Source organism: Mycobacterium riyadhense, from assembly GCF_963853645.1.
Lineage (GTDB): Bacteria > Actinomycetota > Actinomycetes > Mycobacteriales > Mycobacteriaceae > Mycobacterium > Mycobacterium riyadhense.
On record NZ_OY970456.1, the window covers coordinates 5,188,418 to 5,203,833 of the forward strand.

13 protein-coding genes are annotated in these 15,416 nt (G+C 62.7%); 8 read left to right on the forward strand and 5 right to left on the reverse strand.

From position 1 onward, the window contains the following. Positions 1-32: 32 nt before the first annotated feature. Both AADZ78_RS22765 and AADZ78_RS22770 read left to right on the forward strand, forming a co-directional pair. Complete coding sequence (locus AADZ78_RS22765; RefSeq protein ID WP_085249081.1) at positions 33-2,975, forward strand: RND family transporter; 2,943 nt, start codon at positions 33-35, stop codon at positions 2,973-2,975. Positions 2,976-3,162: 187 nt separating this feature from the next. Continuing rightward, positions 3,163-3,387, forward strand: coding sequence for a universal stress protein (locus AADZ78_RS22770; RefSeq protein ID WP_085249072.1), 225 nt, complete (start codon positions 3,163-3,165; stop codon positions 3,385-3,387). A gap of 294 nt (positions 3,388-3,681) precedes the next feature. Here the strand turns inward: AADZ78_RS22770 and AADZ78_RS22775 are convergent, their stop codons facing one another. Next, positions 3,682-4,101 carry a DUF302 domain-containing protein gene (locus AADZ78_RS22775; protein ID WP_085249073.1) on the reverse strand — a complete coding sequence of 140 codons (420 nt, stop codon included), beginning with the start codon at positions 4,099-4,101 and terminating at the stop codon, positions 3,682-3,684. 284 nt (positions 4,102-4,385) lie between these two features. Between AADZ78_RS22775 and AADZ78_RS22780 the strand changes: the two genes are divergently transcribed. The 3 genes from AADZ78_RS22780 to AADZ78_RS22790 all read left to right on the forward strand — a co-directional run bounded on the left by AADZ78_RS22780 (position 4,386) and on the right by AADZ78_RS22790 (position 6,545). Beyond that, a complete protein-coding gene (locus AADZ78_RS22780) occupies positions 4,386-4,760 on the forward strand; it encodes a carboxymuconolactone decarboxylase family protein (protein WP_085249074.1) in 375 nt (124 codons plus the stop codon). A gap of 376 nt (positions 4,761-5,136) precedes the next feature. Beyond that, positions 5,137-5,871 (forward strand): peroxiredoxin, encoded by a 735-nt coding sequence (locus AADZ78_RS22785; RefSeq protein ID WP_264033332.1) that lies wholly within the window; start codon positions 5,137-5,139, stop codon positions 5,869-5,871. After that, complete coding sequence (locus AADZ78_RS22790; protein ID WP_085249075.1) at positions 5,871-6,545, forward strand: PIG-L deacetylase family protein; 675 nt, start codon at positions 5,871-5,873, stop codon at positions 6,543-6,545. The genes AADZ78_RS22785 and AADZ78_RS22790 overlap by 1 nt, the downstream gene beginning before the upstream one ends. Before the next feature lie 5 nt (positions 6,546-6,550). On the opposite strand, the gene AADZ78_RS22795 is transcribed toward AADZ78_RS22790, so the two are convergent. Beyond that, positions 6,551-7,093, reverse strand: a complete 543-nt coding sequence (locus AADZ78_RS22795; protein WP_085249076.1) for a TetR/AcrR family transcriptional regulator — start codon at positions 7,091-7,093, stop codon at positions 6,551-6,553. A gap of 71 nt (positions 7,094-7,164) precedes the next feature. Between AADZ78_RS22795 and AADZ78_RS22800 the strand changes: the two genes are divergently transcribed. Together AADZ78_RS22800 and AADZ78_RS22805 are read left to right on the forward strand one after the other, a co-directional pair. Next, complete coding sequence (locus tag AADZ78_RS22800) at positions 7,165-8,367, forward strand: FAD-dependent monooxygenase (protein WP_085249077.1); 1,203 nt, start codon at positions 7,165-7,167, stop codon at positions 8,365-8,367. 316 nt (positions 8,368-8,683) lie between these two features. Then, complete coding sequence (locus AADZ78_RS22805) at positions 8,684-9,967, forward strand: IS110 family transposase (protein WP_085253334.1); 1,284 nt, start codon at positions 8,684-8,686, stop codon at positions 9,965-9,967. 109 nt (positions 9,968-10,076) lie between these two features. Here AADZ78_RS22805 and AADZ78_RS22810 read toward each other — a convergent pair whose 3' ends face one another. Then, positions 10,077-12,221, reverse strand: a complete 2,145-nt coding sequence (locus AADZ78_RS22810) for a 3-hydroxyacyl-CoA dehydrogenase NAD-binding domain-containing protein (protein ID WP_085248418.1) — start codon at positions 12,219-12,221, stop codon at positions 10,077-10,079. A gap of 4 nt (positions 12,222-12,225) precedes the next feature. Continuing rightward, positions 12,226-13,437, reverse strand: coding sequence for an acetyl-CoA C-acetyltransferase (locus AADZ78_RS22815; RefSeq protein WP_085248420.1), 1,212 nt, complete (start codon positions 13,435-13,437; stop codon positions 12,226-12,228). A gap of 211 nt (positions 13,438-13,648) precedes the next feature. Between AADZ78_RS22815 and AADZ78_RS22820 the strand changes: the two genes are divergently transcribed. Beyond that, on the forward strand, positions 13,649-14,842 hold the full coding sequence (locus AADZ78_RS22820; protein ID WP_085248422.1) for a pyridoxal phosphate-dependent aminotransferase: 1,194 nt from the start codon (positions 13,649-13,651) through the stop codon (positions 14,840-14,842). On the opposite strand, the gene AADZ78_RS22825 is transcribed toward AADZ78_RS22820, so the two are convergent. Next, positions 14,839-15,273 carry an SRPBCC family protein gene (locus AADZ78_RS22825; protein WP_204080242.1) on the reverse strand — a complete coding sequence of 145 codons (435 nt, stop codon included), beginning with the start codon at positions 15,271-15,273 and terminating at the stop codon, positions 14,839-14,841. The two genes, AADZ78_RS22820 and AADZ78_RS22825, sit on opposite strands and share 4 nt — an antisense overlap. Positions 15,274-15,416: the final 143 nt, after the last annotated feature.

Genomic DNA, 15,416 nt, shown 5'->3' on the forward strand with positions numbered 1-15,416 from the left:
AGAACGTCCAGGACGACAACCCCCCACTTCTGATGCGGGCCATCCGCGGATTCGCGATACCCATCATCCTGGCCTGGCTGCTCATGACGGTCGCCGTGAATGTCATTGTGCCGCCAATAGAATCGGTCGCGAGGACGCACGCGCTCACGATGACGCCACAAGACGCACCATCAATGATCGCCGCGAAGCACATTGGGGCGACGTTCGATGAGTCGGATTCGGACAGCATGGTCATGGTTGTCTTGGAGAGCAACAAAGAACTCGGCGACGAAGCGCACGCATACTACGACCGCTTGGTGAATAGGCTGGCAGCCGACGCCAAGCACGTACAGCATGTCCAGAATTTGTGGGGAGACCGGATCACTGCGGCCGGGTCTCAGAGCGGAGACGGCAAAGCCGCATACGTCCAACTCAACGTAGCCGGCGACCAGGGCAGCACGTTGGGAAACCAGTCCGTCCACGCGGTTCGCGAGATAGTCGACTCGTTACCACCGCCCGAGGGGGTCAAGGCAAACGTCACCGGCCCGGCAGCGCTCACGACGGACATGACCGAGGCCGCCGACAAAAGCATGTTCAAGATGATGGGCGTAACAGGCGTGGTCATCATGATCATGCTCTTCGTCGTCTATCGCTCCATCAGCACCGTGTTGCTCGTTCTGGTGATGGTTGGTTTTGAGATGGGCACGGCAAGGGGGGTCGTCGCGCTACTCGGCAACTACGACCTACTGGGATTTTCGACGTTCGTCGTCGCCATGCTGTCGTCCCTGGCAATTGCGGCCGGAACGGATTATGCGATATTCCTGATCGGACGTTATCAAGAAGCACGTCAGGCCGGCCAAGACCGAGAAACTGCTTATTACACGATGTTTCGCGGAACCTATCACGTCATCTTGGGATCGGGGCTAACGATCGCCGGAGCATCATTATGCCTCCACTTCGCGCGGTTGTCCTACTTTAAGGCCCTGGGCATTCCTTCCGCGCTGGGTCTTCTCATCGTGATAGCGGGAGCACTGACTGCGGCGCCGGCCGTTGTCGCCGTCGCAAGCCGGTTCGGTCTGCTGGATCCGAAGCGCATGATCAAGACGCGGGGATGGCGGCGCATCGGCACAGCCACCGTCCGCTGGCCTGGACCGATCTTTGTGGCGTCATTACTCATCGCCCTCGTCGGCTTGCTCGTCGTGCCCAGCATGAAGATCAGCTACAACGACCGCTTCTATATCCCGCCGAATCTCCCATCGAATGTCGGATACGCCGCGGCAGAACGCCATTTCAGCTCCGCCAGACTGAATCCCGACATCCTCATGGTCGAGGGTGATCACGATATGCGGAATTCAAGCGACATGATCATCCTGGACCGGATTGCCAAAGACGTCTTCCGTACGCCGGGAATCGCGAGGGTCCAAAGCATCACCAGACCCTTGGGCGGCCCGATCGAGCACACGTCAATACCGTTCCAGGTCAGCATGCAGGCGCTCCCGATACAACAAAACTTGCAATTCATGAAAGACCGAACGGCCGACATGCTCACGATGAGCGACGATCTCGGCGTCATGATCGGCTCGATGGAACGGATGTATGGCCTGCTGGCGCAGATGAGCAACACCACGCATCACACGGTCGGCGACATGACCGAGATGAAGGCCACGCTGGATGAAATGCGGGACCACTTAGCGGATTTCGACGATTTCACCAGACCCTTTCGCAGTTACTTGTACTGGGAACAACACTGCTTCAATATCCCCGCATGCTGGGCGGCGAGGTCGGTGTTCGAGGCGATCGACGGCGTGGACACGTTCAGCGAAGAGATGAGCACGCTTCTCAGCGATTTGAACAAGATCGATGCGTTGCTTCCCCAGATGCTGACGGAGTTCTCGCCGATAATCGCTGTCGCAAAGTCCATGCGAGGGACCCTGCTAACCCTGCACAGCAGCTTCTCGGGATTAGTCACTCAAATGTCCCGGATGACGGACACCGCAAGCGCAATGGGCCAGGCCTTCGACTCCTCCAAGGCCGACGACTACTTCTACCTACCGCCGGAAGCGTTCGACAACCCCGATTTCCAGCGAGGCCTCAAACTCTTCTTGTCGCCGGACGGCAAGGCAGCACGATTTATCATCACTCACGACGTCGACCCGGCAACTCCCGCAGGAATCGCCGCGGTCAAGCCGGAGCTCAACGCCGCGCACCAAGCCGTGAAGGGAACACCCTTGGCCGACGCCAAGTTCTATCTCACCGGCACGGCAGCGGTTTACAACGATATTCAGACCGGCTCGAGGTACGACCTCATGATCGTGGGCATAGCGGCGCTGACGTTGATATTCGTTGTGATGCTTATCATCACACGAGCCCTGGTTGCATCGTTTGTGATTGTGGGTACGGTGCTGTTGTCGTTGGGTGCCGCCTTCGGACTGTCGGTCCTTGTCTGGCAACATATTTTGGGCCCGGACTTGAACTGGATCGCGCCGGTGTTTGGGTTGATAATTCTGCTGGCTGTCGGATCCGACTACAATCTGCTGCTGGTGTCGCGGTTCCAGGAGGAAATTGGTGCCGGGCTGAGGACGGGCATCGTTCGCTCCATGGGCGAAACGGGTAGTGTCGTCACTGCCGCGGGCCTGGTGTTCGCATTCACCATGATGTCCATGGCCGCCAGCGACCTACGCTCAATCGGCCAGGCCGGCAGCACGATTGGCCTGGGCCTGCTGTTCGACACCTTGGTGGTGCGGTCGCTCATGACGCCATCCATCGCGGCCCTGCTCGGGCGTTGGTTCTGGTGGCCACAGAATGTGCGACCCCGACCGGCAAGTTGCATGCTTCGACCCTTCGGGCCGCGTCGGCTGGTTCGTTCCCTGCTGCTGGGCGAGGATACCGACGCCGAAGCTAGCAACCCGAAGAGCCAGGCAAGTAACGGTTCGGCGCAAACCGACCTGCGTGAGGGGCTGCCCAATGCTGGGGCCGCCCCTTCCGCCGTTCGCTGACGCCCGGCGGCCCGGATCACCGTCAAACCCACCGCTCCGAGGCACTAATGCAGCACTAATGCCCATTGGTTGAGGACTAGTGGCTCCTGTCCCAACTTCGATGATCACCTAACCTCAGCGGTATTTCAGAGCGCGTTCACTTGCCGACGACATGCCCTCGTCGGTGCCCTCAAATAGGGAGATCCATATGTCAGATCAACACACCCACCCCGGATTTGTGGTCGGCGTCGATGGCTCGCCGTCATCCACAATGGCGGTCGAATGGGCGGCTCGTGACGCTGAGATGCGCAATGTGCCGCTGAAGTTAGTGCACGTCGTGCCTCCCCTGGTGACCGCCGGTGGGGGCCGGTCGGACATCGAAGCGCTGACCGGCTTTGCCCGGGCCCGACGTCATCGCTACCAGGACGGATGAATGTCGGGCCCGGCACGTCCAGCCGTGCACTCACCGGGTTGCCTTGACGATGGCGAAGCCATCGGCCCGTGTTTCGGGTGCACTGTGACACCTTTGACTCCTGACTGCACGACCTCGGATGTCAGGCTCGAAATCAGCTGTTCGGGCGTTTCGACTTTCAGACCCACACTGTGCGCAGCGGCGGTGTGCCGATCGCCCCGTCCGCCGATACCGAACCCAAGCGTTTGCTGCTGATTGGAGTGTTGTGCGGAAGCCCGCCCTGCGCCTGGGTCGTGGGCCCGCGTTGCAGGAGGGCTATTCTGTCGGAGCCGCTTGGCCAACCGCGCCCATCGCAGCTTGCAGTTTGGCGGCCGCTTGATCGGCAATTTCCTGCAGCCCTGCCGGCTGGCCGGCGACCTGGACCATGATTTGCGGGTCCATCGCCTCGACCAGCACCGTGTCGGCCTGACTGTCCAGGTCGGTTCGCACCACGACGTTGCATGGCAACAACTGGCCGATCTGGCGGTCTACCTCAAGAGCGCGGTGCGCCAACGTCGGATTGCAGGCACCGAGGATCACATAATTCTCCATGTCTTCGCCAAGTTTTTGCTTCAGTGTGGCTTTGACGTCGATCGTGGTCAGCACGCCGAAACCCTGATCCGCCAGGGCGCGGGTGGTCCGGTCAACCGCTTCCTCGAACGAGGTGTTCAGCTTGGCGCTCAGACCCGTGGTCATCGCTACTCCTCCTTTGGCTGTCTGTTGTGTGCCGGTAATCGATTGCGCGCCCGAACTTTAGGCTAGGCGCAGAAATACCTCTGGGTGACGAGATCCACCGCAGCCGTGGCCCGGCTCATTCATGTTTACCACCGCGGCGAGCTGTCCCTGGAAGCGGCGAAGCCTGATTGAGCACCGCGGTGATGCTCTGACCCCCTTCCTTCACGTCGCCGACTTGCATCGCACCCCAGGGGTACCAACGAAACCTCGGGAATACCCCACGGGGTATTAGCATTGTATGGGTCATGAGCGAACACAGCCACTACCACGACATCCTCAACGAACTCAACCCGAAGCATCGCACCCTACGCCAGATGATCCCTGACGTGTACCGGGGATTCGCGGAGATGAGCAACGGCGCACTGAACTCAGGGACGTTAGAGCGGAAGTTCAAGGAGCTCATCGCACTTGCCATCGGGGTCGTAGCCGGATGCGATGGCTGCATCGCGTCCCACGCCCAGGGGGCCGTTCGCGCCGGAGCCTCGAAAGAGGAAGCCGCCGAGGCCATTGGCGTAAGCATTCTCATGCACGGTGGGCCGGCCACGATTTACGGTGCGCGTGCTTACGACGCGTTCTGCGAGTTCGTCGATGCGGCTGCCGGCACAGGATCGCCGCGGTGAGCGTCAATCACACCAGTCGGGTGCGTGGCCAGCCAACCTCGTTCTAACTCGCGACTGCACTAAGCCGCACGCCGCAGGTCACTCTCCTGTGTAGCCACGGAAAGGATAAATCACATGACCACAGTGCGGACCCGGATCGCTGAGCGCAAGGCCGCCGCAGCGACCTAGCGGCCCCCACCACTTCGACTCGATATGGTGTGCGCCGGCCGGGGCCCCGACGCGCCGGTCCGGGTAATCGATTGGGCACGAACACCCTTTCCCGAAAAGGGACGCGTGGCCTCAATGCCCGATGACCATTGGCCCTACCCACCGCTGCGGCGTCGGGGACATGCTGCAAGGCGGCGACGATAACTGCTTGAGAAAGGACAGCGTGCAAATGACCATCACTACGGAAGCCACTGTCGCGACGACATCGATGCCGCGCATCGGCGAGACAGCGCCCGCGTTCAGCGCTCTGACCACCCAGGGCGAGATCAACTTTCCCCGCGACTATGAAGGCAAATGGGTCATCCTCTTTTCGCACCCAGCCGACTTCACTCCGGTCTGTACAACCGAGCTCATGACCTTCGCATTGATGCAGCAACAGTTCGCGGCCTACAACACCGAACTCGTGGGACTCTCGGTCGACGGTCTCTACAGCCACATCGCTTGGCTACGAACGATCAAGGACAAAATTGCCTTCCGCGACCTCAAGAACATCGAAATCTCCTACCCAGTCATCGAAGACGTCGCAATGGATGTCGCCAAGAAATACGGGATGATCATGCCCGGCGAAGACTCGAGCAAGGCAGTGCGTGCGGTTTTCGTCGTCGACCATAAGGGAACGATCCGCGCGATCATCTACTATCCGCTAAGCCTGGGCCGCAACTTCAAAGAATTGCTGCGTGTGGTCAAAGCGCTCCAGACAGCGGACCATTTCGGTGTCGCAACACCGGCCGACTGGCGGCCCGGCGAACCGGTAATCCTGCCCGCCCCAGGCTCTAGCGGTACCGCGCAAGAGCGGATGGAGACACAGGTTGGCGATGCTCATTGCGAGGATTGGTTCTTCTGCACCAAAGAACTCACGGTCGACGAAGTCGAATCCGCAATCCGGATTAGGCCACATGTCTGATGGTCACTGCCCGACTCCCCGGATGGCGATCGGTCCTTGCCGTGGTCGCCCACCCCGATGACGAGTCGTTTGGTTTGGGCGCAATTCTTTCCACGTTCGCTGACAACGGGGCAAAGCTTGCGGTGTTGTGTCTGACCCAGGGTGAGGCTTCCACGCTTCACGGTGTCAACGGCGAGCTCGGCGATATCCGCGCCCACGAGCTGGCGGCCGCGGCCACCGAGCTCGGTGTTGGCACGGTGGACCTCTTGAGCTATCCAGACGGGCGGTTGGCCGACACGCCCGCCGATGAATTAGCCGCTGCGGTCGTCGATCTCGCAATGCGACTCGGCACGGAGGGCTTGCTGGTATTCGACCCCACCGGAGTCACCGGGCACCCCGACCATCGGCAGGCGACCGCGGCCGCGCAATCCGCCGCGGCCAAAATGGGGCTTCCGGTGCTGGCATGGACGGTGCCTGCCAGCGTCGCGGACTCACTTAACACCGAATACGGCGCAGGATTTATCGGACATCCGCCCACCGACATCGACCTGATCGTGCTGGTGGACCGAGGCAGGCAGTATCAGGCGGTCCGCCGGCATCGCAGCCAGGCGCTTCCGACCAGCGTGCTGTGGCGACGCCTGGAATCGCTTGGTCGCTACGAGTACCTGCGCTGGCTGCCCCACGCCGGCGACTAGCGACCTCAGCGCAATACCCCCAGCGCGGCGAGCGCGGCATCCACCGAGCGTGCACGCAACTCCTCGTAGGGCGCATCGGGAAACTGGATGCAGCAGTCCTGCAGGCCGCCCAAGGCGACCACCGCGCGGGTGGCTTGCGCAAGCGGCGGCTTCGGGCCGAATACCACCCTGCCCAATCGCTCATGCCATGCCAGCACGGTATCGATGAGACCAAGGTCAGACAGCGTCGTCCATTCGGCCAACACCAGCATGAGATCCTGCCGATGCCGGTAAAAGAAATCGAAGTAGCCCTCCAGCAACTCCCGAGCATCGACGCCACCAACGCGCTCCGAATCGGCGACGAACCGCTCACCTTCTTCGATCAGCGGCACCACGATGCTGCGCACCAGGTCTTCGCGCGAGGTGAAGTGGTAGTACAAAGCGGGTTTGGTGATCCCGAGCTCGTCGGCGATATCCTGCAGGCTGGTTCGCTGCACGCCGTGGCGCAAGAACAGCTCGCGAGCGACCTCCTGGATGCGCTGCCTGGTGTCCGACCTTGGCTTGGTCACCCACAGAGCTTAACTGACTTACCGTTAGGTAAGCTCTGTGTTAGGCCTAACTTCGAGCCAGGGAGGTCGACGTGCGGATTCTGATCTCGGGGGCCAGCATCTCCGGCCCGGTACTCGCGTACTGGCTCGTCCGGTACGGGTTCGACGTCACCGTCGTCGAACGGGCGCCGAGCTTGCGCAAGACCGGCGGGCATGCGGTCGACCTGTTCCGGCCGTCCATGGAGATCTCGGAAAAGATGGGTGTGCTCCCGGAGATCGAGGCGCGTGTCACCGGAACGGACGCGTTGACCATGCACCGCGAGGGTGTCCACCGACCGGCCCGCCTCGACCTCACGAAGGTCATCGGCGCGGCATCCGACCGGCACGTGGAGATCATGCGCGACGACCTCAGCGAGGCCTACTACGGCGCCGCGCGCGACAACGTCGAGTACCTATTCGGCGACTCGATCACCAGCATCTCCCCCGATGGCGACGTGACGTTCGAGCACGCGGCACCGCGCAGGTCCGACGTTGTGATCGGCGCCGACGGGCTGCACTCGAACGTACGCCGACTTGTCTTCGGCGAAGACGCGGTACGCACACAGTTCCTCGGCGGCTATCTGGCGGTACAGTCGGTGCCGAAAACCCTTGCGAGCGAAGGCGAAATGATCGTTCACGTCGGCGCGGGCCGCCTCGCAGGGATCTACACGGCCCAACCCCTACAAGACGCACGCAGCTTGTTCATGTTCCGCAGCAAGGCGGAATTGCAATACCACTACCGAGATGTATTGCGGCAAAAAGAGTTACTGCACGACGCGTTTGCCGGGATGCATCCAACGGTAGACGGCTGGCTCGACGAGTTGGACCGCACACCAACGTTCTACTTCGACTCAATCACCCAGCTACAGATGGACACCTGGTCGCGCGGGCGGGTCACACTCGTCGGTGACGCGGGATATTGCCCCGGCCCCGCGGTGGGCGGAAGCACCAGCATCGCGGTGGTCGGCGCGTACACACTCGCCGGCGAATTAGCCCAAGCTAACGGAGATTACGAACGTGCCTTCGCCGCCTACGAAGCCCAGATGGCTGAACCCGTGCGGCGCAGCCGCGCCTTTGCGCGTGCCACTGCCAAGACCATCGTGCCGGCGTCCCGCGCCGGAGTCTGGGCACTGACCCGTGCCGGTCAGCTGATCACGCTGCTTCCCACCGGGCTCACCAAAGCGATCGCGAGGCTGAACACCAAAGGCGCGCGCCTACACGATTCGATGCAGTACAAGGAGTACGCGCCCGTTTGACCCGCGAGCAGCTGCCAAGGGGGCTGCACCCCGGCGTGGGGGATGAAAATTAGTCCGGGGCGTTCGGCTTGGTAGCCGTGGTGGCGGGTTGCTTCTCGGAGCGGGTTGGGTCGACGCTTGTGGGGTGTTTCGGTGGACCCCGTTGCGTCTGTGTTGCCGGTGAGTACGGCGAGCAGCTTGGTGGCGGAGAGCACCCCTGTGGTTGTGCGGGGGCCGTGGATTGTTGCCTGTGAGCACGCGAGAGAGACTCCTGTCTTTGTTTGGCTCTCCCCGAAACACGCTCCACGACAATAGTTCTGGATGGAAGGTGATGGTCATGGAGGTGGTTCATCCGCGGTGTTCGGGCATTGATGTCTCCAAGAAGGACGCCAAGGTATGTGTCCGGGTGCAGGGTCAGGGTCGGCGGGGCACGTCGACGACGGTGAGCACGTGGGGGTCGACCACCGGCGAGATCCTGGCGTTGCGGGAGCACCTGATCGCCGAACGGGTCAGTTGTGTGGTGATCGAATCCACGTCGGATTACTGGAAACCGTTTTATTACCTGCTCGAAGGCCAGCTGAACGTGATGCTGGTCAACGCTAAAGCGGCGCGCAATGTGCCCGGTCGTAAGACCGATGTCTCCGATGCGGCGTGGCTGGCCGATCTGGGCGCACATGGGCTGCTGCGGGCCTCGTTTGTGCCACCGGAGCCGATTCGGGTGTTGCGGGATCTGACTAGGGCGCGCACCACCATCACTCGAGCGCGCACTAAAGAGATCCAGCGGCTGGAAAAGCTGCTCGAAGACACCGGGATCAAACTCTCGGCGGTGATCTCCGACATCGTCGGGGTGTCGGGGCGGGCGATGCTTGAAGCACTCATCGCCGGGCAGCGCGACCCGGCGGTGATCGCCGATCTGGCCAAAGGGCAGATGCGCCAGAAGATTCCCGCGCTCACCGAGGCGTTGCGCGGACGGTTTAACGACCATCACGCGTTTATGGCGCGGCTCTACCTGGATCGCATCGATGCCCATGCTGCCGACATCGCTCGCCTCGATGCGCGCATTGAGGAGGCGATCAAACCCTTTCAGGCCGTCCGGGAACTGCTGATGAGCATCCCGGGCTGGTCGCGAATCGTCGCCGATGTGTTCATCGCCGAAACCGGCGCCGATATGAGCGTGTTCCCCACCGCCGCACACCTGGCGTCGTGGGCCGGGGTGGTGCCCGGCTGCAACGAATCAGCGGGCCGGGTCAAATCAGCCGCCACCCGCCCCGGCAACCATCACCTCAAGGCCGCCCTGGGCATAGCTGCCCTATCGGCCGCGCGTAGTAAAGACACCTACTACAGCGTCCGCTATCGACGCATCGCCGGCAGGCGGCCCGTTCAAACGCGCAGGAAGAAACCACGACGCAACTCCTTGCCCGCCCTGATCGCCCTGGTCAGCCTCGAACACAAGATGCTCACCGATGCATGGAACATGCTGGTAAACGGTGCTTTCTACCGTGACCCCGGTGCTGACTACTACACCCGACACCAGCCCGCGCGAACCAAGACCAAAGCCATCAAGCAACTAGAACGCCTGGGATACAAAGTGACTCTCGAACCACTCACCGAAGCCGCATAACGCCCGGGGGCAGCCACTCACCCGCTTCGGGTCACCTTCATTTTCGAGAGAGACGCAAAAGCCCCCAATTTCGGTGCGAAATGGGGGCTTTTGCGTCTGCTCGCGGTACTTAGGTGAGCGAGTCCGGCGGCAGGAAGCGGTCGCCGTACTTGGCCGCGAGCTCGCGGGCGCGGGCCACAAAGGCGTCCTTGCCCCGGCCGAGCGGACCTTCGTAGCCGACGATGTATTGCGCGCTACCACCGGTCCACGGCGGGAACCCGATGCCCATGATCGACCCGATATTGGCGTCGGCCGTCGACGTCAGCACGTTCTCGTCGAGGCACTTCTGGGTTTCCAGCGCCTCGGCGAACAGCATGCGATCGATCATGTCCTGCAGCGGCGGCTCAGCCGACCCCGACTTGAACGTCTCCCGCAGCCCTGACCACAACCCGGACCGCTTGCCGTCGGGGTACTCGTAGAAGCCGGCGCCCTTCAAGCGCCCGGACCGACCGAGTTCGATCATCTTCTCGACGACGGCCTCGGCCGGGTGCGGCTCATAGGTTCCGCCGGCGTCCTCGACGCCCTTACGGGTGGCGACGGCGATCTTGTGCATCAGCTCCAAGTTGAGCTCGTCGGACAGCTGCAGCGGCGGTGCCGGGTAGCCGGCCTGCGAACCCGCCTGCTCGATCGAAGCCGGCTCCACGCCCTCGCCGAGCATCGCGAGCGCCTCATTGACGAAGGTGCCGATGACGCGGGACGTGAAGAAGCCGCGGCTGTCGTTGACCACGATCGGGGTCTTGCCAATGGCCAGCGTGTAGTCGAACACCCGGGCCAGTGCCTCATCAGATGTCTTTTCGCCCTTGATGATTTCCACCAGCGGCATCTTGTCGACCGGCGAGAAGAAGTGAATCCCGATGAAGTCCTCCTGCCGCTTGACGCCGGTCGCCAGACCGGTGATCGGCAGGGTTGAGGTGTTGGACCCAAGGACCGCGTTGGGCTCGACGATGTCTTCGATCTCCTGGAACACCTTGTGCTTGAGTTCCTGGTTCTCGAAGACGGCTTCGATCACGAAGTCCACGCCCTTGAGGTCGGCCGGGTCGGCCGTCGGGGTGATGCGTGCCAGCAACGCGTCGCTGCGCTCCTGCGTGGTGCGGCCCCGCTCCAGCGCCTTGGCCTCCAGCTTTTCGGAGTAGCCCTTGCCCTTTTGCGCGGCCTCCAGGCTCACGTCCTTGAGTACCACGTCGTAGCCGGCCTTAGCCGAGACATAGGCGATACCGGCGCCCATCATGCCGGCACCGAGCACACCGATCTTGTTGATCGGGGTCTTGCCGATGCCGTCGGGCCGCGATCCGCCTGCGTTAATGGCCTGCAGGTCGAAGAAGAACGCCTGCATCATGTTCTTTGCAACCTGGCCGGTGACCAGGGAAGCGAAATAACGGCTTTCGATGCGGGTGGCGGTATCGAAGTCGACCTGTGCACCCTCAACCGCGGCGGCCAGGATGGCCCGCGGCGCGGGCATCGGCGCGCCCTTGAGCTGCTTGCGCAGGTTCGACGGGAACGACGGCAGGATCGCCGCCAATGACGGCGACGACGGAGTGCCGCCGGGCATCTTGTAGCCCTTCTTGTCCCACGGCTGCTCGTGCGCGTCCGGATTGGCCTTGATCCACGCCTTCGCCCTCGGCACCAGTTCCTCGACCGTCGGCAACACCTCGTCGATCAACCCGAGGTCCTTGGCCTTGGCCGGCTTGAACCGAGTGCCCTGCGCCAGCACGCTGACGAAAGCGTTCTGGATACCCAGCATCCGCACGGTGCGGGTTACCCCGCCGCCGCCAGGTAGCAGCCCCAGCGTGACTTCGGGCAGGCCGAGCTGGCTGCCCTTGACGTCGGCGGCGATCCGGTGATGACAAGCCAGCGCGATCTCCAGGCCACCACCCAGGGCCGCCCCGTTGATGGCGGCCACGACCGGCTTGCCCAACGTCTCGCACGTGCGCAGTTGCTTTTTGACCGTCTCGACGGTGTCGAAGACGTCGCCAGCATCCTCCGGCGTCGCCTGGATCATCGTCTTGACGTCACCGCCGGCGAAGAAGGTCTTCTTCGCGCTGGTGATCACCACACCAGTGATCGAATCCTTTTCGGCGACAAGGCGATCCACCGCCTTGCCCATCGACTCGATGTAGGCCTCGTTCATCACGTTGGCCGACCCGGACGGGTCGTCCATGGTCAGTGTGACGATGCCGTCGGCGTCCTTGTCCCACTGGATTGTGTTGTCTGCCATGCGCTTAAACCCTCTCGATGATCGTCGCGACACCCATGCCGCCGCCAATACACAGCGTGACCAGCGCGCGCCGGGCGTTGCGGCGCTCCAATTCGTCGACCATGGTGCCCAGAATCATTGCGCCGGTGGCGCCCAGCGGGTGACCCATTGCGATGGCGCCACCGTTGACGTTGAGCTTCTCGTCGGGAATGTTCAGGTCCTTCTGGAACTTCAGCACCACCGATGCGAACGCCTCGTTGAGCTCAAACAGGTCGATGTCGTCGACAGTCAACCCCGCGCGGTCGAGCACCTTGCGGGTAGCCGGGGTCGGGCCGGTGAGCATGATCACCGGGTCGGCGCCGCTGGTGGCGGTGGCCACGATGCGTGCCCGCGGGGTCAGGCCCTGCGACTTGCCGGCAGCCTCGCTACCGATCATCACCAGCGCCGCACCGTCGACAATGCCGGAGCTATTACCGCCGGTGTGCACGTGGTTGATCTTTTCCACCCAGTGGTACTTCTGCAGCGCCACGTCGTCGAAGCCGCCCAGCGCGGCGAGGCCCTCGAAGGCCGGCTTCAGCTTGGCCAGCCCCTCCTTGGTGGTGTCGGGCCGCATGTGCTCGTCGTGGTCGAGGATCAGCAGACCGTTCTGGTCGCGGACCGGCACCACGGACTTGGCGAAGTAACCGCCCGACCACGCCGCGGCCGCCTTCTCCTGGCTGCGCAACGCATAGTTGTCGACATCATCGCGGGAGAAGCCCTCGATGGTGGCGATCAGGTCGGCGCCGATGCCCTGCGGAACAAACATGACGTCGTAGTTGGTGGCCGGGTCCAATCCCATGGCGCCGCCATCGGATCCCATTGGCACTCGGCTCATCGACTCCACGCCACCGGCCAGCACGAGGTCATCCCAGCCGGAGCGCACCTTCTGCGCGGCGGTGTTGACGGCTTCGAGGCCCGATGCGCAGAACCGGTTGAGCTGAACGCCGCCGGAGGTGACCGGCATGCCCGATGCGAGCACCGCGGCGCGGGCGATATCGCCACCCTGGTCCCCGACGGGTGAGACGCACCCCAAGATGACATCGCTGATCAGGTTCTCGTCGAGATCGGGGTTGCGCTTGCGCAGCTCCTCAATCAGGCCGACGACCAGGCTCAGTGGCTTGACTTCGTGCAGCGAGCCATTCTTTTGCTTGCCACGCGGCGTGCGGATGGCCTCATAGATGAAGGCTTCTTCGGACATGTCGATTCCTGTTCCAAAAAGGGGGGTTAGGATCCTTCTTAAAGAGTAGGTCCAGTAGGGGCACACTAACAGGGCCGTCGGCCAACCTGTTGGTTGGGCCCGACTTCGCTGGTCAGCTACGCCGAGCGGCACGCCGGAGTGCCCGCCGAGCCCGGCAGCCGCGCCGGCGTGACGCTCGACGGCCGGCCCGCACACAATAAGCTCGTCCATCATGACGGTGTCGCGACTGCGGCCATACGCGACGACGGTGTTCGCCGAAATGTCGGCGCTGGCCGCGAGCATCGGCGCGGTGAACCTCGGGCAGGGCTTTCCCGACGAGGACGGCCCGCCGGCGATGCTCAAAGCCGCCCAAGACGCCATCGCGGCCGGCGTCAACCAGTACCCACCGGGCACGGGAATCCAACCGCTACGCCAGGCCATCGCCGCCCAGCGAAGACGGCGTTTCGGCATCGAGTACAACCCCGACACCGAGGTGCTGGTGACCGTGGGGGCCACCGAAGCCATTGCGGCCGCGGTGCTGGGCCTGGTCGAACCCGGCTCGGAGGTACTGCTCATCGAGCCGTTCTACGACTCCTACTCACCGGTCGTGGCAATGGCCGGCGCACACCGGGTAGTCGTACCGGTGGTCCCCGACGGCCGCGGCTTTGCACTGGACACCGATGCGTTGCGACGCGCACTGACACCGCGGACTCGAGCGCTAATCGTCAATTCGCCGCACAACCCGACCGGCGTGGTGCTGAACGCGACCGAGTTGGCGGCCATTGCCGAGATCGCTGTGGCTGCAGACCTTTTGGTGATCACCGACGAGGTGTACGAGCACCTGGTATATGACGGCCACGAACACCTGCCGCTCGCCGGCTTCGACGGCATGGCCGAACGCACGATCACCATCTCCAGTGCCGCCAAGATGTTCAATTGCACCGGCTGGAAGATCGGATGGGCTTGCGGCCCAGCCAAACTCATCGCCGGAGTGCGGGCGGCCAAACAGTACCTGAGTTATGTGGGCGGCGCGCCATTTCAACCCGCGGTGGCCACGGCTCTCGATACCCAGGACGCCTGGGTGACACAACTACGAAGCACGCTGCAACACCGACGCGATCGGCTGTCGGCGGCACTTACCGACATCGGCTTCGCCGTCCACGACAGCCACGGCACATACTTCCTCTGCGCCGACCCACGTCCGCTAGGGCACGACGACAGCATGAAGTTCTGTGCGGCACTACCCGAGAAAGTGGGCGTGGCCGCGATCCCGATGTCACCGTTCTGTGACCCGGCAGCGCAACACGCTTCCAAGCAAGACGATGTGTGGAATCACATGGTGCGCTTCACGTTTTGCAAACGCGAGGAAACCCTGGACGAGGCGATCCGACGATTGGGCGTGCTGCGCGACGGGCCCGTGTTCTAGCCGTCCATAACCCGCTTGCGGAGTCCCTCCAATGCGGCATGCAGGATTTTCTTACGAGCTATCTTGACCCAAAACTGGGGCAGCGGCGCGGACGGCTCGACAGTGATAGTGAATCGCACCCGGGTCTTGTCGTCACCCTCTCGGCTCAGGTTGTACTCGCCGTGCTGTCCGTGTTGCTGGGCGGTCCTCCTGGCGTCCCACACCATCCAGTCCGGTCCCCAGTGGTATTCGACCAATTCGGTGTCGACGATGCCGGTGATTTTGATAGTGACCTTCACGTGGTGCGGCCGACCGTCGAGATGGGTGTCGATAACTTCGACTCGCTTATGTACAGAAGACCACGACGGCACAGCGTCCATGTCGGCGAGCGCCTCCATGATCACTTCCGGCTGCGCGTCAATGACGATTTCGCCCGATGCTTGAACGGCCACTGCTATTAAGTTAGCAACGCTGTGCGGTGACGGACCACGCCGAAACGCGGATGAGCCCAGCTCAACTATTTTCGGAGTGGCCCGCATCGGCGTCGCCGGTGACCATAAATCGGGCACATCGCACCGTCACAACAGTCACATGT